The 18,012-nt window shown below is 52.6% G+C and carries 8 protein-coding genes and 1 pseudogene; 5 read left to right on the top strand and 4 right to left on the bottom strand.

From position 1 onward, the window contains the following. Positions 1-641 precede the first annotated feature (641 nt). The 5 genes and pseudogenes from HUU46_07820 (at position 642) to HUU46_07800 (ending at position 10,965) form a co-directional block, all read left to right on the top strand. Positions 642-1,013: pseudogene (locus tag HUU46_07820) on the top strand (helicase). Further along, positions 915-4,202 (top strand): DEAD/DEAH box helicase family protein, encoded by a 3,288-nt coding sequence (locus HUU46_07815; GenBank protein ID NUM53534.1) that lies wholly within the window; start codon positions 915-917, stop codon positions 4,200-4,202. Before HUU46_07820 ends, HUU46_07815 begins: the two are co-directional and overlap by 99 nt. Before the next feature lie 3 nt (positions 4,203-4,205). Further along, positions 4,206-7,331 carry a hypothetical protein gene (locus HUU46_07810; GenBank protein NUM53533.1) on the top strand — a complete coding sequence of 1,042 codons (3,126 nt, stop codon included), beginning with the start codon at positions 4,206-4,208 and terminating at the stop codon, positions 7,329-7,331. Positions 7,332-7,458: 127 nt separating this feature from the next. After that, complete coding sequence (locus HUU46_07805) at positions 7,459-7,716, top strand: hypothetical protein (protein ID NUM53532.1); 258 nt, start codon at positions 7,459-7,461, stop codon at positions 7,714-7,716. Between the two features lie 63 nt (positions 7,717-7,779). Further along, complete coding sequence (locus HUU46_07800) at positions 7,780-10,965, top strand: hypothetical protein (GenBank protein NUM53531.1); 3,186 nt, start codon at positions 7,780-7,782, stop codon at positions 10,963-10,965. A gap of 21 nt (positions 10,966-10,986) precedes the next feature. Here the strand turns inward: HUU46_07800 and HUU46_07795 are convergent, their stop codons facing one another. The 4 genes from HUU46_07795 to HUU46_07780 form a co-directional block, all read right to left on the bottom strand. Then, positions 10,987-12,186, bottom strand: coding sequence for an ATP-binding protein (locus tag HUU46_07795; GenBank protein ID NUM53530.1), 1,200 nt, complete (start codon positions 12,184-12,186; stop codon positions 10,987-10,989). A gap of 305 nt (positions 12,187-12,491) precedes the next feature. After that, a complete protein-coding gene (locus HUU46_07790; protein ID NUM53529.1) occupies positions 12,492-13,262 on the bottom strand; it encodes a pyridoxal phosphate-dependent aminotransferase family protein in 771 nt (256 codons plus the stop codon). Between the two features lie 354 nt (positions 13,263-13,616). After that, complete coding sequence (locus tag HUU46_07785; protein NUM53528.1) at positions 13,617-14,930, bottom strand: ATP-binding cassette domain-containing protein; 1,314 nt, start codon at positions 14,928-14,930, stop codon at positions 13,617-13,619. A 224-nt stretch (positions 14,931-15,154) separates the two neighbouring features. Continuing rightward, positions 15,155-17,341: a hypothetical protein gene (locus HUU46_07780; protein ID NUM53527.1), complete on the bottom strand. Its 2,187-nt coding sequence runs from the start codon at positions 17,339-17,341 to the stop codon at positions 15,155-15,157. Between the last annotated feature and the right edge of the window lie 671 nt (positions 17,342-18,012).

The raw sequence follows: 18,012 nt of genomic DNA, 5'->3' as shown, positions 1-18,012 counted from the left end.
TCGTGAGGAGCACTGGACCCGATTGCTCGGAAGGAAAATGAACCATGGCCCAGCGAGGGGCTCAATCTCGTCACGATACTAGGACGGAAATTTTTGCCGATGCGCGCCGAATCGGTGTAAAGTGATGAAACCGCCTAGGTAGAAGCAATATGGAGAAGGTCAAGTCAAGAAGGAAGGAGACGCTGGTGCGGGCGCCACTGCCTTTCCTCCGGATCTCCACCGGATAGTATGGCGCTCTGTCGGAAGAAAAAGGTATCTCTAGCATGGGTAATGAGGGAGACGGCGGGAAGGCACGTGCAGATTGAAAGGCGCTAAGATCATTCTCGGTATTCACGGCTTTGGCAATTTGTACGACCCCATTCGCGTTACCGAGCAGACTTGATATCTGTGGGGAACTAAGCGGCAACGATTACATGTGTTCCAGATTCTGCCCTACACGCGGTTGAGAGCGATAATTTCTGCTGTCAAGATCTCGGTAGCCGCGTGTTAGCCGAAGGTGGAGCATTGTAACAATGCGTAGCTCATGGGCCTTGCGCTCCGTACGCAGATGAAAATGGGCGGCGCGCGCTTGAATATCTTCGCGAGTGAGTATTCCAGAGCCTTAGCAGTCTTCTGATAAGCGGAGCTCGAAAGGAGTTGGTATGTCCACTGACATGCCCAAATTGTTAGGAGAGACGACTGTGGCAGTTTGCGCTGCACTGCAGAGAATCCTGCCTCCACTCGAGCAAAACTGGTGGCAGCGTTGCGTTGTGAGCAAACTGTCGTTTCAGCAGCAACAACAAGTGCAAAGGCGAGGTATCACTCAACTGGATCAACTTGACCTCGCTGCTCTTCTCCGAATCATTGACCAGAATTGGTTCGAGTTATCGAATGCCCATAACTGGCCGAAAGAAGGTCGAAACTTCGTCAAGGAAATGCAAACGGTCAGGAACCGGTGGGCCCACGCCCAGGCGGCCAGCCCGCTGCGAGAAGATGTTTACCGCGATCTGGATACGTTGCATCGTTTTCTCCAATTACTGTGCCCGAATTCCCAACTCGTAGATTCCGTAGCTCGGGAGCTAGCGACGTTTTTGGAAAATCCGAATCGAAATGTAGCAGATTCCAATGCGGCAGGAGCTACGCCACCGACTATACCCAGTTCAAAGTTTCAAGTTGGCGACGTAGTACGGCTCCAAGCGAATCCCTCAATTTCTGGTGCTGTGGTGGCGGTCCATGTCAGTGATCGCGAAACCCGATATCAAGTTTTCCATGACGGGAAAAGAGCGTCATATTACGAAAGCCAACTCGTTCCAATGGAGGCATCCGAGGACGGCGTCTGTGCGGTATCCCTAGCTGAGTTCCATGCCCGCCTCACCGCCCTGCAACTCTTGCACCCCGGCATGTCAAACCTGTATTCGCTCCATGCCGCTCGTATCGAGCTGATTCCTTACCAGTTTCGCCCCGTGCTGAAGTTCATCCGCTCCGACCGGCCACGTTTGCTTATTGCGGATAGCGTCGGCGTCGGGAAAACGATCGAGGCCGGGTTGATTCTTCGCGAACTCCAGGCGCGCCGCGATATCAGGCGTGTGCTAATTGTGTGTCCCCGACCTCTCGTTACTGAGGAGAAATGGCGTAGGGAAATGAAACGCTTCGATGAGCGCTTCGAACATCTAGACGGCCCCAAACTTCGGCATTGTATTTCCGAAATGGACCTCGACGGCGAATGGCCCCAGCGATATGAAAAGGCCATCATCCCATTCTCGCTCCTTACCGATGAAATTCTGCACGGGAACGGTAGACGTCAGAAGGGTCTGCTCCAACTTGATCCGCCACCTCAATTCGACCTTGTGATTGTCGACGAGGCCCATCACATCCGGAATACAAACACCCAGCGCCATCAAGCCATTCGATTCTTCTGCGAGAACGCTGAGGCTGTTGTCTTTCTCACAGCCACGCCGATTCAAATGAGTGATCGCGACCTGTTTGTGCTGCTCAACACGCTGCGACCGGACATTATAATCGACGAGGCCAGTTACGGAGCCATTACTGAACCGAACGTCTTCATAAACAGCGCAGCCCTCTCCGCACGCAGGGGCGATCCCGACTGGGCAGACGAAGCGCGTAAGGCCCTGATGGAGGCTGCCGGAACGCTCTGGGGGCAATCGGTGCTCCGGAATGATCCCCGTTTCCAGGAAGTCTTCGATTTTCTCGCTGGCGCCGGGGATGATAGAGCCGACCGCATCCAGGCCATCCGCGGCATCGAGCAGTTGCATACCTTGTCCGGCCTAATGAACCGCACCCTGCGCCGAGATATCGGCGAATTCACGCAACGCAAGCCCCAAACAGTGACGGTTGAGTTCACCCCCGAGCAGAAGGGCCTGCACGATGCTGTAATTGCCGCCCAGGCCGCCGTTTATGCGGCTCTGCATGGCAATCAGTCGGTCCGATTTCTACTCACGACCATCCGTCGCCAGACAGCGAGTTGCATTCACGCCCTAGCGCCGTTCCTCAAGGAGATTCTCTCACGCCGATATGACGAACTCGATTTTCTGGGCGTCGAGGAGGGTGAGGACGAGGGGTTTGAACTCGACATTGATCACGCAGCACCCACGGTTCGTCAACTCATTGAAGACGCTCTGCGGCGGGCCGAAGCTCTGCCATGCGATCCAAGCACCGATCCCAAGCTTCTCGCATTGGAACACATCCTGAAAGAGAAGCAGTCGCTGCCAAACAACAAAGTCATGCTGTTCAGCAGCTTCCGCCATACGCTTGCCTATCTCCACAAGGCGCTACTGAACAGCGGTTTCCGGGTCGGTCTGATTCACGGCGGGGTAGGCGACGACGACCGTATTGCTCTTCGGGCGCGCTTCGAGAAGCATCGCGACGACGGCGAAGCCCTCGATGTGCTCCTCTTTTCCGAAGTCGGTTGCGAGGGTCTGGATTATCAGTTCTGCGACTGCATGGTGAACTATGATCTTCCCTGGAACCCTATGCGCATCGATCAGCGCATCGGCCGAATTGACCGCTGGGGGCAGACCAGCGAGGCTGTGGCGATCTACAACCTGATTACCCCGGACACTATCGACGCCGAAATCTACGAACGCTGCCTCCTGCGTATCGGCGTCTTCGAACGTGCCCTCGGCGCCAACGAGGCGATCCTTGGCGAAGTGACCCGCGAAATCACCGGTGTTGCCGAGAACCTCTCTCTCTCGCCAGCTGAACGCCAGGCAAAACTGGAACAACTCGCCGACAACAGCATCCGGCTCTTCAAGGAGCAGCAGGACTTGGAGTCTCGCCAGACCGAACTGTTCGGGCTGCGTATGCCCGGCGACCAATTCAAGCAGGATGTTAAAGATGCCTCGAGCTACTGGCTGTCCGGCCCCTCGCTTGAGCGCTTGGTCGTGGAATACCTACGCGCTCGCGCCGGGAAAGAGGAATCCCCCCTGACCGGCGACGGAGCAAAGAAGCGCCTGCTCCTCGCCCGTGATGCCCGCGAATCGCTGCTGAAAGACTTCGTTTCCATTGAGAACAGAACCTCACCCATCGCCCGTGAATGGGAAAACTGGCTTAAGGGTAACGACCCAAATCTGGCCGTCACCTTCGATTCCGCCTGCGCCGTCGAAGATCGAACAATCTGCCTGATAACGCCCATTCACCCGCTGGCGGTGCAAGCTGCCCGAGCCATTGGTGGCGCGAGCGAAGGCACGCCTATTGTCGGTATACGGGTCAAAACTGATGCGGTCGCCCCCGGCGACTACCCCTTCGCCATCTATCAGTGGCAGTACCACGGCATCCGTAACGACGTTGAATTCCGCCCCGTCACGACCGAACCCGCCCTTACCAGTGCTTTCCTAAGGCTGATGGCCGACGCGGAAGGTTTTGCGGTCGCGCCGGACGCCATCACCGAAGAAGTGAGAAAGACGCTAGAGAATCATCACTATGCAGCTTGGTCCGATGCCCGAGCAGGACATATCGAGAATACACAGCGCATCGCTGAATTCCGCCGTTCGAGTCTCGAAACCAGCCACTCGGCCCGCATGGCGCTCCTTGACGCCCAACTTGCCGATGCTGACAACGACAAAATTCGCACCATGAAGGCTCGGCAAAAAGAAAACGCTCAGGCTGACTTCGATCGGCACGTCCGCGAGATTGAGGAGGCCAGCCAGAAAGTGGACATCACGACTCAGTCGGTGGGCTGGGGGATACTGCGGGTCATGGAGTAGGCAATGCCAAGCGACTATGAGAAAATCACAAACGACAACATCCGCCGAAGAGGCGAGGACTTTGCAGACATTGGACATTTCCTGGCAGAGCGGCTCTATGGCGACAGATCACATTTCATTTATGAGTTACTTCAGAATGCTGAGGATGCATTGGCACGGCGCCGTCAGGAGGAGCCTCACGGCGACTTTCGAGGCGAGATTGAGTTTAGGCTCCACGCGGATCGCTTAGAGGTTAGTCACTTCGGCAAGTTGTTTGATGAAGAAGACGTGCGAGCGATCTGTGACGTTCTCCATGGTACCAAGAATGAGCGTCTTGACCAGATTGGAACGTTCGGTATCGGGTTCAAGTCAGTCTATGCTCTTACTACCTCACCAGAAATTCACTCCGGCGATGAGCATTTCGTCATTGAGCAGTTCATCCGGCCTCGTGCTGTCGCGCCACGCGCTCTTATCGACAATTTACAGACGCTTTTCTACTTCCCATTCAATCATCCAGAGTTCGGCGCTGAAGAAGCGTTTAATCTTATCCAAGGTAAGTTGCTCTCCCTCGGGCCTCGTTCCTTACTTTTCCTTAATCACATTCAATGCCTGCAATGGTTCATTGCGGGAGTTGGCGAAGGCTGCTACCTGCGTGACGCTCATCCTTCTGACAAGGGGGGATCCATCGTTCAGATCATTGGGGAAGGTGCTGGACAGGAAAGCAGTGAGGAGGATTGGCTCGTCATGCAGAAAGAGGTGCTGCACCCGACACGAGCTGAGAATCTGCCTGTCAAAATAGCCTACAGTCTCAAGAGCGTCGGAGAAGGCCGCTCCGTCCAGCCTTTACCACGGTCACCGCTTACGGCGTACTTTCCTACGGCAAGGGGAACAGGGCTCGCGTTTCTGATTCACGGGCCATTCGCGTCAACGCCGGCGCGCGACAATATTGAGAGCGACAGCCCATGGAACGACAGATTGCTCTCCGAGATCGCATCATTGATCGCCGAGAGTCTTGAAGTCTGCAAGAAACACGGATTTCTGACAGCAGATTTCCTATCGCTTCTTCCCATCGACAACGAGACTTTCCCGACTGGCTCTACATTTCGGCCCATCTACGATGCAGTATTGACTGCTCTTACGGAACGCCCCCTGATTCCTACAGCCGATGGAGGCCACGCACCAGCCACTGCCGTCGTGCTGGGCCGTTCGCAGGAGTTGCGCGATTTACTCCCAGAGGAAATCCTCCAAGAGCTACTCGGGATCGATTCCGGGAAGTATGCCTGGGTCGACGGGGGAATAACAGAGAATCGACTTCCTAAAGTTTGGCAGTATTTACGCGATGAGTGCGAAATTAGTGTCATCGACGGCGAGACGTTTGCGCGTCATGTGTCATCGAGTTTCCTTGACGCTCGCACCAAAGAGTGGATGGTGAGGTTCTATTCGTTCCTTACCGGGCAGGAATCCCTATGGAGGGCTAAAGGAACGTACAACTACCCACCCGAAGGACCTCTCCGGAAGAAAGCCATCATTCGCTGTGACGACAGTGTCCACCGAACACCCTTCGACGACTTCGGTCGCCCGTCGGTCTTCCTCCCGGTCACCTCGGATATGGACTGCCATATGGTCAGCCGTGAGATCTACCGTGATGAAAAGGCCGCTGGATTCTTCCAGCGGCTCGGTCTAGTGGTTCCCGACATCTGTACACGGGTGATAAACAGCATTCTGCCACTCTACACAGACGACACGGTGATTGAGGACGACGACCACAACAGACACCTCGCCATGATCTGCGACGCAATGCATCTCAAAGATTCGCCCCGATACACGGAAATGGTCCATGCCCTGAGGCGCACGACATGGGTTCTGGCTCGAAATGCGGACAGTGGAGAAGAATTCTATACTGAGCCAACGAAACTGTTCATTCCATCATCCAACCTGCAACTGTTTTTTCATGGAAACGCGGAAGCTTGGTTTCTCGCGGAAGAATGCGAAGATATTGACTGGCAGGCGCTTGGTGTTCGTAATCAGCCGGTCGTGAACTGTCGAGGCCTGAATGCCAAGAACCTCGGTTACGTAACGCTGTATTCGAGCCACGGTTGGCACAAGCGAGGCTTCGACGGTTTTGATCCCAACACCAGTATTGACGGGCTGAAACACGCTCTTGAGACTATCACGCTGGAGAAGGCTACCTTCATTTGGAATGAGTTGTTGCCACCGCTTGTTCGTTTCCTTCACGGCCGCTACCAGACTGCCACCCACCAGAACTACGACAATGCCACCACGCTCGAAGAAGACTCGGACCTGTGCAAGATGTTAAGGTCTCACCCATGGATTCCCATAGGCGAGGACGACTACAAGCGACCTAGCGAATGCACGGTTGCCGACATGGCGGGCGAACTGCGCCGCAACAGCACTCTGATCCGTGTTTTAGGCATCCAACCTGACCCGCAAGAAGTTGCCCAAGGTAAAGCTGAGGATCAGGAAACACTAATCGCCCAGGCTGGTTTTCCTCCCGAGGTCGCGGCACTCCTCGTGAGAAACCGTGACGCCTTTACAGCAGAAAGCATCGCCGAATTCGTGGCTACACACGCCCAGGTAGCAGCATCAGCGCCTGAGTTCCCGGAACGACGGGTTCCCAACTTGGAGCGGCGCACGACTGGAGTAAGGAATCGAACTCGCCGGGCCGACCCAAAGACATACGACGAGAAGAGACGTTCCGTACGGGTGTCGCGCCCCCAAGTCTCACCTAAGGTCTGGCTCCGAGAGATGTACACAAATGAACAGAATGTCATGGTCTGCCAGATCTGCTGCAGGGCGATGCCCTTCAAAATCCCGACAACGGGGGAGTATTACTTCGAGGCTGTGCAGGTAGCCGACAACTTTTCTAAAGAAGATCACAGTCTCTACTTAGCCCTCTGTCCTCTTTGCTCGGCCAAGTATAGCGTCTTGGTGAAGGGAAACGAGAAGCTACTGTCCGATTTTATCTGGGCAGTAGAGCAGGCGGATACCGACAGTCTTGCCGTTCCGGCTCAGATTGGCGACACATCTGGCCAAGTACGATTCGTCGAATCTCATCTCCACGATTTGCGGATCGCCCTTGATGAATGTCTCTCAACCGGGGAAGCTGATGACTCACGTAATGTCTGTTAGTGCATGTTAAGGACGAGATGGATTAGGGCCTTCGAGATCTTATAAACAGCGACTGCTAATTGATTTGCCGGATCTGCGATGACAAGATGACCTTCCGCAAGTAATAAGTAACGCGGGGAACGCTATTTTGAGAAAAGTCGATGTCTTCGAATTGCCACGCGAAGTCAACGCCAATTACTTTGCGCTCTGCCCCGTGTGCGCGGCTAAGTGCCACGAGTTCGTATTCCACCGTCCCGACAATGCGCGAGACAAACTACGGCAACTATTCGAGAAGATTGGCGATGCCTCGGAATTGCCCGTCACTCTCGGGAAGGAGGCCGCCACGATTCGCTTCGTCGAAATCGACGCCTTCGACCTGCGCGAGGCAATCAAAGCTACAACATAGGAAAAGCGCAATACAAAGGACGTCACCTGAAGATAGGAATCAAGCTCGAGAAGGGGCAAACCCATGCCAAGCGACTATAAGGTGATCACACGTCAGAATGTCTCTGAACTGGGCACCAAGACGTCGACTCGGAAGACACAGATATGCATGTACTCCGATCTGACCCACTTCGTTTACGAGCTTCTCCAGAACGCGGACGACTATGGGGCTACGGAGGTGCAATTCAAGCTGACGGCTACTGATGTGACAGTTGAGCACAATGGCACACCCTTTACGCCCGAAAACGTCTTCGCAATCACATCATTCGGTGAAAGCACGAGTCGGGACGACATGTTGAAGACCGGACGTTTCGGGGTCGGTTTCAAGTCAGTCTTCGCCTTTACCGCAACACCGATCATCGTGTCTGGCGACGAGCACTTTATGATTCATGGGCTCTACAGGGTCTCCGAGTATCCATATCCGGAAGACTTCCCGCGCGGGCGAACTCGAATCGTTTTGCCGTTCAACCACCAAATCGAGAAGCCAGACTACGTTGAAGACCTTATGTCGGCGGAGGAAGCATACGAGAAGATATCTGCCCGCCTGACTGGACTCAACATGCATACACTTCTCTTCACAAAGAGTATTCGCGAAATCCGCTGGGAAATCGATGGCGCTTCAGGACACTACCTTCGTGAGGACATGGTGAAGGGCGGCTCTCGGCACACCACGATTACTGACGGCCAGATGCTCAACAAGTACCTCGTCTTCTCCCGTACACCGACATGGCGAGGGCAAGCTTTCAAGGATGTTGAGATTGCCTTCGGTCTTGATCGCAAAGACCAAATCACATCGATCCAAGACTTCCTTTACGTTCTTTTCTGCACTACACAGGAAACACATCTGCAATTCATTCTCAACGGTCCGTACAAAACTAATCCTTCTCGGGAAACCATTTCGGAGGAGGACTCCTTCAATCGCCATCTGATGAAAGAGACTTGTCAGCTGCTGGCTGATATACTCCCGCATCTTCGTGACAAAGGTCTTCTCAATACTCAGTTTCTTGGAGTGCTCCCAAACGAAACGGATGGCCTAAGACCTTTCTATGCCCCGTTGCTTGCAACAGTAGTTGAGCGTTTTCAGGTAGACGAGCTTGTCCCGACAGACGATGACCGTTACGCAGCCGCACGACAGGTCTTCCAGGGACCCGCGGCGCTAAGGGAAATCATCACACCGACAGAACTCGCGTTCCTTGGCCAGGCAAAGATGGCTTCGTGGGCGAAGGGAGTTGTCCAGTATACCCGCCCGGACAACTTCCTAAAGGCTCTAAGTATCAAACAGTGGGGGTACCAGGAACTTCAGAATGCTCTTGAAGCCAAGTACGGGGGTCGCAACTACTATCTGTCCTACATACCGGATGCCGCGGATGTAAAGTGGCTTGAGGACCGCCCCGATGACTGGCTCCAAAAGCTCTATATGCTTCTTGGCGACGCATTGGGAAAAGAGGAATGTGACGAGTGGACCATCCAACATTGCCGGATCGTCCGTGTGGTTGAGAATAAGGCCGTTAACCACGTCGCCGGGTCTAAAGCATACTTCCCAAAGGGCAAATCCTACCGGGACCTGCCACAGATCAAGTCCGCCATTCTTCGCGGGAAGACGAAGCAGCAGAACAAAAAAATTGAAGACAGTCTCATTGCCTTGGGCGTAAAGCAGATCGGCGAAGAAGAACGTATCGATCTTGTTCTGGAGACCTACTACGGCGAAGACAGTGCACAGGTTTCACGCCAGCAACATCTTGACCATATGCGCCTCTTCATCAAGTGGTGGAAGAAAGAGCGATCCACAACTAAATTCCGGGGGAAACCAATCTTCCGCATTGCAGGAAGTGAAGAAATGCAGTCCCCGGATTCCTGTTATCTAGACACGCCCCTGAAGTCAACGGGGCTGGGAGTAATCTATCGGCAAGCTCGCCAAGGGATATCTCAGAAACACAAACTCTGGAGTCGCTATCGCGAAATCAACAGCGAAGGGCTTTGCGATTTCGCTGTAGCCTGCGGTGTTGCTGCAAGTTTGCAGATCGAGCGGCAATCTTGTTACCACCACCCAAAGCAAGACGTCCTACGCCAAGACTACAACCGTTACGGCACTCGTTTCACGAATACTGGAATCGACGTCGACTTCAACATCCCCGGACTAAAGGCATTGCTTCGCCTTCAGGAAATCGAAATCAATGCACTTGTATGGGATACGCTGCGAAAAGCAGATCCGAAGGTTTTGGAGGCGCAATACCGCCCCAACAGGACCTATGCTACACAAAACGCGAAGTCATCGCTCGTCCTCACTCTTGCGGCCGCGGCATGGATTCCGGACGTCGGCAATGTGTTCCGCAAACCTGCTGACATTACACGCGAGTCACTACACCCGTCATTCTCCTACGACGATCGGAACGGATGGCTAACTGCGATAGGCTTCGCCGAGAAGGCACGAAGAGCCACAGCGGAGTACCGTCAGAAACAGGAGTTCGCGAGATCTCTGGGTCTTGATATGGAGCTTGTGGATCTTCTGAACGGTCTACCGCCCGAAGAACAGAATGAATCTCTCGCTCAGATCACGGCCATGCTCAGGCGCCGCGCACGGGCAAAAGCACAGGCCCTCAGCAATCAACAGACATCAATTCCATTTCACGAAGCCCTCAGTGATACCTTCACGCAAGGCAACGGTCACATGTCATCCGGTTCGATGACAGAAACCAGCGGAACAGCCCGAAATCCAGATCGCCGTCAGGCCAAACTGGAAGCAGAAGTCTCCCAAGACATCGAGAACGAACCATCTCCCGATACGCGATTTACCTTCGGTGTCTGCAAGAAGTGGAAAGGAAAGAATGATGTTGTTCGGCATAATCTCATTCACTGGTATGAGGGGAAATGCCAGATCTGCGAGAGGACTTTCTTGCAGCGAAACAGCGAACCCTACGTCGAGGGTCTTTATCTCGTCCCTTACACAAAGGCGGAATGGATAGATCGCCCCGGGAACGTCCTGTGCCTCTGCCCTTGGCACAGCGCTATGCTTCAATTTGGGACGAAAGCGGTTGACACGGACATCCTGTCCAACATCGAGGCATATGTCCCTAGTTCCAAAGGCGGTTCAGCAAGGCCTGCCATCACTCTAACTCTTTGCGGCGAAAGCGCAACCATCGTCTTCCATGAAGATCACTTCCTTGAACTTCAGGTTATGATTCGAGAATCTCGGAAGGCTAGCCGACGCTGATTGGAGCGCGTTCACATTCAATCAAGCACGTTCCGGCGCGGACAGCAACCACTCGTACGCAGGTTGCGCGTTCACATTTGTGTCGCGGAGATGCACGAGCGCGTCTCGATCTAGGACGAGGAGCCGTGCGGTGGCATGCCGATGCACTTTCGCCGCCGCTTGAAGCGAACGCAACTCGCGAGCACGAGTCTCCGGCGCCGACAAATCGGTACAGACCTGTATCAATTCCTGTCCACCCGTGGGGTAGCGCGCAAGAAAATCGACCTCAAAGCCTTCCTCGGTCTTCACGTAGGCAAACTCAGCGCTGCGGCGCTCCAACTCGTTTAACACGGCGGTTTCAAGCGCGTGGCCTATGTTGGCACGACCGCTCGAATCGAAAGCACGAATGAACCCCGGATCCGCCGGGTAAAGCTTACGAGGGTTCGAGTTGCGTTTTCGCTCGGATTCGGTGGCTAGGGAAACGGCGGTAAACAGGAACGCGTCCATCAAATAGCCGAGCAGTGCATGAACGACGTCTTTGGAGACTCCGTGCCCCTGCGACTTCAGATCTTGGTGCAATCGATGCGCGCTGAAACTCCCAGCGGGATTTCGAAGGCAGAATCGCATGAGCCAGCGTAGTGCTGCCGCCTGCGAAACTTCGTAACGTTCAATGACATCGCGGAACAGGACGGTGTCCACATATCCCTGCAACAATTCGATGCGCGAGACTGGCAGCAGCTCTTGTGTTTCTGGAAAGCCGCCTTCGACGAGAAACTCGCGGAACCGTTTCTCCAAGAGGGAACGCTCCGGCGCGGTCCAACGCTGCGGCTCCTTGACAGGTTCCTCTCCCCGATGGCGTAGGAACTCCCGATAGCTAAACGGGCGGATGACGGTCGCCATGCCGCGCCCACGTAACGAAGTGTGGACTTCCCGCGAAAGCATGCGCGCGGACGATCCCGAAACCACGATCTCGGACTTCTCGGTATCCATGACGCGGCGGACAAACCGCTCCCATCCGGGCACGAGCTGGATTTCATCGAGGTACCAGTGAATGGTCTTGTCGCCGCGCAGAGCCGGATAGCGCCGATAGTATTCCTCGAGGAGGAAATCCAATTGGTTGAGTTCGATTCCTGCGAGACGGTCGTCATCGAAGCTCAAGTATATCGCTCGTTCTGGCGGCGCAGATTTACGCTGTTCGGCCTGCAACTGCCGTAGAAACGTCGTCTTGCCCGCTCTACGCATACCGATAACCGCGTGGACTTTCCCGGGTACCGAGGGAAGTGCCGCGTCCCGAAGGGTTAAAGTTGGTGGGATATCCTCCGCACACGCGCCACTCAGTTTCTCGGCAAGTATCGGATGAAGGTTCATGGATACATGATTACACAAAGGTGTCCTTTTTTCAAGGACGCCTAACGGGGCATCTGTCCGACAGCCAGAACCACATCAGGAAGATTCGTTGGGTTCGTCACCCAACAAGTCACTTGCTTGCATCGGCAAGACAGGTCCAAACAAGATAGCAGTAAGTGTCAGACGCGACTATCTGTGAGCTACGAATGCAGTGTCGAAATGATTGTGTCGGCGACGAAGTCCACATTATCTTCTGTATGAAACGGATTGAAGACGACCCGGGCGGTGTCCAACCCCAGAGGCATTGTAGGAAAGCTGGAAACTCGAAGAAAAATACCGCTTCGCTGAAGTAGATCTTCGAACTGTGCTGGGCGAGCGCGCTTTCCTATGCGCACCCCAGAAACATGTCGCTCCCCCAAGACAACTATCTCTGACGCTCGAAATCTACTCCTAAAACGATCTCCCAAAGCTTGAATTCTTTCACGCTCGGCCTGCATAGCGGTTACAATGGGCCACAAGGCATTGTTGACTTGCCATACGATTGGGGGGAGGGGAGTCGAAAAGATCCACGGTGATGCGTGAGCAATAATTGCATTGATGATCTCGGAACTGCCTACGACAGCGGCCCCCACAGTTCCATAAGCCTTACTCAACCCAAGAATCCGAATGTCCGGCCGAACATCAATCGGCAGTTCATAGCCGTGAACTCCACAAGCGCCAAATGTGTGGCACTCATCTTGAATTAATAACAGCCTCTTTCTGGGAATAGATGAGAGACTAGGGCACACCACTTCTCCCGATATTCCTTCAAGTGCAGGGTAGAATACAGCCACTTTTGATTCTTCATCATTTACTATCCTGTGCGTCGCGTCACGATTCGTAATATCGCTGACAGCAACAGGAGTCGACTTTCGAAGTCCTCGAATTGTGGAATTGTGGGAGCGAATGTCCGAGAGTACTTGGAAACCCATACGCGAAATAGCCTCTGCAACCCCATAGCAGGCGGCCCAGCCGCTATTGAAAGCTAGGCATGCTTCTTGACCACACGCGCTTCGCAGAGTCTCTTCAAAACTTAGCCGCGAAGGATGAGTGCCACCGATATATTGACTTCCAAGGGATCCGAAATTTATCGGGTCCAAGTCTAGAACGCATTCTCGAATCGCTGATCGAGCGTCGTCTCGCCAAAGTAGCCCCAGATATTGTGTACCACAACATTGAAGCAACATCCGACCACTCAAATCTTCTACTTGGGTTGCGGATATTTGTCTCAGTGGAGCAAATGTCCTCTCTTGCCACCTCGCGGAACTATGCACAGTGATCTTCCCTCAGGTAGCCTTCGCATCCAAACACACAACCCGTCCCCCCATAATCTCATAAATGGTGTCGAACGACTCCCGCATCGACCAGAAGTCATGGTCGACCCAGATAACCGTAGATGGATTGTTTCCACTCTTGCGGTACTCGCCAAGATAGTAAAGAAGCTGCTCCCTTCTGACGCGATCAATTCCACGTGAGGGCTCGTCAAGCAAAAGAATATCCGGTCCTGCAACAAGCGCCTGCGCAATGGCCACACGCTGGCGCTCTCCACCACTCAGGCGCGAATCGGCCTTCCTTCTAAGTAACTTGGCATCCAAACCAAGAATCGTACATACTCGGGCAAGATCACTCATCGCATTAGAGAAGAGTTCGATATTTTGACCGACGGTAAGTTGCGACAAAAGTTCCACATCCTGTGGCAAGAGATAAATCTTCTTATCGGACAGGTTCACCCTACAAACGCCCCGACACTTCGCTGTTCCGGCCAGCAAGTTCAGTAAAGTGGTTTTGCCGGCACCGGACCTTCCAATTATCAACGACCAAGACTTCCAGGGAAGCAGCACGCTTCCAGGCCGCAATGCACCGTTAATCTCTCGCTCTAATTCAATCCCAATATGCTCACGATCCTCTAGAACAGCGTTCGGGGCTGTTTTAACGAAAATGGATTGAATGTACGGCACACTTGAGCATTGTGCAACCTCATCATAGGCTGCAAATGTCGCCAACTTTGAGTACACCTCAACTGTTTTCTCGTCGCCGCGAAACTGAGATGCAGCTTCTCTATAACTGTCACCCACAGCGAATTCGTCAATCTTAACATCCCCATTCAATTCGAATCCCACTTTACGCGCAAGTGAAATGTGTGAAAAAGACCGATGTTTGCCGGATTCATGGTTCCATATTATCGGCTGCCCACCGTGTTGCCGCCTTACTAACAGTGCCTCCGCTGTTCCTTCCATCCCACGTCTTACGGATAGATCTGCTATAAACACAGCACCGCCATCACCTAACAGCGAAAACGCAGTCTTCCAGAAAGTGCACTGCTCGTCGGCACTCAGCAGATAGTAGGCATCGCGGCAAAGCAGCAGGTCAAAGCTAGGCACTTTAGAGCTGCTCAACAGACCCGAAAGACCTTCGAGACCTGCAGCAATCCAATTCAGTTTTGTACCGATTTTATGCGTACCCTCTAACTGTCTTGTACGTTTTTCGCACGCTTCGATGGCGCTAGGCGCGATGTCGATTCCGACTCCGACTTCCAGGCTCGGTAAGCGCTTTGCTAGGTGCAATAAGAGGTCTCCTTTGCCGCAGGCAAAATCGATCACACGAAGCCCTCGAGTCAAATGGAGAATTGAGCACCTTTCCAGCAGAAACTCTACCGTCTCATGCGTATTCTGCTCAACCGCTGATGCAAAATCGTGACTTGACTGCTTCCAAATTCCAAAGTGAATATCTGGAGTCCAGTTTGGCTGGTTATGTTTCCGCGTCCAATACTCAATCCGCGGTGAGTCTGACACAAGATTGTCCCTCAGTGATGGGCTTTCTGTCCTCATAATACCGTGTTGCCCCAATAAAGACACAAGACAGTGATCTGTACAAACAAAGTAAAGCGAAATGCTGTCTCAAACACGTGTGGATATGGATAGAGGTTCGCATCCAGCTTAGTGAATCGTTCACCGGTCAGTATGGAAATCAACACATGTCTAAAGCTTGTAAAAGGACCGCTCGGTTCCTTAACCTTTTTCAAACATAAGGAAACGCAAACACAATTGACGACTAAATAAATAGCCGTATACGCAACCATCAATCCAAGAGGTTTCCTGTAATTAACGCCGAAGCCTGTGAACCAGTCCATTATGAATCCGAGTATTGGCGACCGAGCGTTTAGCTCGTTCTTTTTCAATTCGTACGAAATCTCGTTCCTCAGTGGCTCGCCGGATGGGTTCATATAGCCTTTGCCACCCAACAACTGCAGAAAGTCGCGTGTTCTGTTCGGATCTTGTTTTGATAACTGTACAATCTTAAAAACAAGCGTAGCTGGCACGTTAATACGATTTGCAATCTCAACCCCCTGTAGTTCATTGAATTCCCATTGTGATGTTATTCCGTTTGGAACGCGCTCCGCTAGTGAAAGGTTGTAAAGTCCGATATTGTGCAAGAAAAGTCTGTCGAACGCTGCTGCCTCCAACTCTATTTCGCCACGGGCAAGACTCCCGTTCGATGTTGTTGTAGAGACAGATATAGCGAGGCGTTCGGCGCTCACATGCAATCTGTCAGTTAAGGCCAAGTTTTCGAGTCTCAAGTCAGCATTCATGTTTGACGGAAACTTTATTGATGATCTACCAGATATAACGCAATCCCTGACCGAGCACACGGCCAGCGCTCCTGACTGTGCGGGAACAGTGACATCAAGCTCGAGTTGGCGCATATCGAGGTTATGAAACTCAATGCTTGGCGCCCCTCTAGTAGGGATTGGGCTCTCAAGACAAAAGTCACGGATCTGAACACGCACAGGCGGTACGGGATTCGCCGAATTGCCGTCGACGTCGAGGCGTTCAGCTTTTGCGCCCATTATGGCAATGTCGCAATCCCCCTGACCTGGAAGTTGGCGCAAATTAATACACGCTTCTCCAAATTGTACATCGCGGGCAGAAAAGCGATGCACAGAAGCCGCTCCCCCAAACAAAAGCTGGACTCGCACCTTGGCCGATGCGCCATCGATTTCAAGTTCATCGATAGCCAGATTCTCAATACTGAGTGTGAGTTGCGTTGGAACATCATATGCAAGTTTAACTGAGCCTATCTTAAGGAGCCCAATGCTCATTGGACTATCTGCCGCAAGAACTAATTCTGCCGATCCTGAAACGTTGAGGTCTATCGCGGTTAGGGCCAGGACAGGTGAGGATTTCTTTAGGGTCAGTCGTGATGACATCTTTGAATTCAGGACGATTCGATATGCAGCATTTGAACCTTCTGGCGTTAGGTTTATAGATCGGGTTCCCTCGCTAAATGAAATGTCCTTTGCAGCAGAAACCGTGCCAATATCGGCCGTCGTTGCGATTAGAGTACTCGAAGTCGCCGCAGCGAAGGCGTTGCAGGAAAGAGTAACAGCAAAGAACGCTGTCGCAGACATTAGGACTAGTAGGCGGAGTAAGGAGCGTAATCTCCCCCATCCCACAAAGGCGCTGATAGGCCAACGAACACGAAGTTGCTGCGTTCTCATTAAGACAATCTTACGGATTGCCCAAAAAAGGAAGAGCCATACTATTGCGCTCAAGACAAGTCCGACAAACGTCGATGTCGGCCATGTTGTATCGTGGGTGTACATGAAAGAACTTAGCGACTTGTAGTTCGCATCAAAGCCTTTTTGCAGTCCTTCTTCCGACCAAATGATGTAAGCGACTACTATCGCCATGGGAAATAGACTCATAAGTTCAGACTTCAAAAAAACACTAAAATAAGGACCTGGGGATAAGCGCAGCAATCGCGCATTGAGGAGAGCTTGATGGCGTCTTACGAAAATCGTGTTATATCCTAGGAATAGAAAGGTCGAAAGTGAAAGCACACCTATCGAAAACATCAGCAAAATTGTTTTGGTCCCTGAATTCAAGAAGGGAAGAAATAGCGAGGCATAGACTCCTGGAGGTGTTAACGCGAAGAGGGTAATAATGTATATGGGGTATTTTTTCCGCCGGATGTTGCGGGCACTGCGAATCGTGGCTGCTAAAATTGCCAAAAGACACACTACGAATGCAGTGCTTGTTCCGGGAGAGAATATGGAAGATGGTATGTCGACTAGTTGAGATGCCTTGATTGCATGAAAGCCAGTGACCAATCCGTATATGATTATAATTAGCACGGTAGCCATCGCCGTAATTAGGAAGACTGTGGACGCGGACAAACAGCAACATTGTATGTAGTGGACAACATTTCCGATAGACGTCTTGATGACGCGAGAACTCTTCGTTGCACCATGTAATGTGCGTGGTTTGAGTGTGGCAAGATGTCCAAACAAGTACGTTATGAACGCAGAAAGGAAATATAGAGTACCAATATACAATGCTATAGAAATAAAGACGATTGCTCCTGTGTATTGCCGCTCAAAAGCGGTTGTGGTCTTCTTCATCAATGCCAAGATGTCGCTGAGGGGGGTATCGTGTTTCACGAAGAACGGGCTCGCGAGCATGAGGTTTTGCAGGAGGTACACTAGCCCAATCGTGACAAGAATGGGTTGACAGAGTTTAATTGCTGAGACTGCTATGCGAATATGGCGTGGTGAGGACGCGAGGTTGAATAGCAGATTCCGGAGGCCGGCTCTTCGTGTAGTCCAACCGAAGACCCGTTCTAGAATGCATACGGCTATCGCTGTGTGAAACAGATAACCAAAGATAGCTAGCACCACGGGTG

The organism is Candidatus Hydrogenedentota bacterium (assembly GCA_013359265.1).
GTDB lineage: Bacteria > Hydrogenedentota > Hydrogenedentia > Hydrogenedentales > SLHB01 > JABWCD01.
This window is presented reverse-complemented; position numbering and strand designations above follow the sequence as displayed.

What these genes read in the sequence shown, in the direction of transcription:
- HUU46_07815 (NUM53534.1), top strand. Translation starts at nt 915, where the DNA reads ATGCAAACGGTCAGGAACCGGTGGGCCCACGCCCAGGCGGCCAGCCCG.
- HUU46_07810 (NUM53533.1), top strand. Translation starts at nt 4,206, where the DNA reads ATGCCAAGCGACTATGAGAAAATCACAAACGACAACATCCGCCGAAGA.
- HUU46_07800 (NUM53531.1), top strand. Translation starts at nt 7,780, where the DNA reads ATGCCAAGCGACTATAAGGTGATCACACGTCAGAATGTCTCTGAACTG.
- HUU46_07790 (NUM53529.1), bottom strand. Translation starts at nt 13,262, where the DNA reads ATGGGTTTCCAAGTACTCTCGGACATTCGCTCCCACAATTCCACAATT.
- HUU46_07795 (NUM53530.1), bottom strand. Translation starts at nt 12,186, where the DNA reads ATGCGTAGAGCGGGCAAGACGACGTTTCTACGGCAGTTGCAGGCCGAA.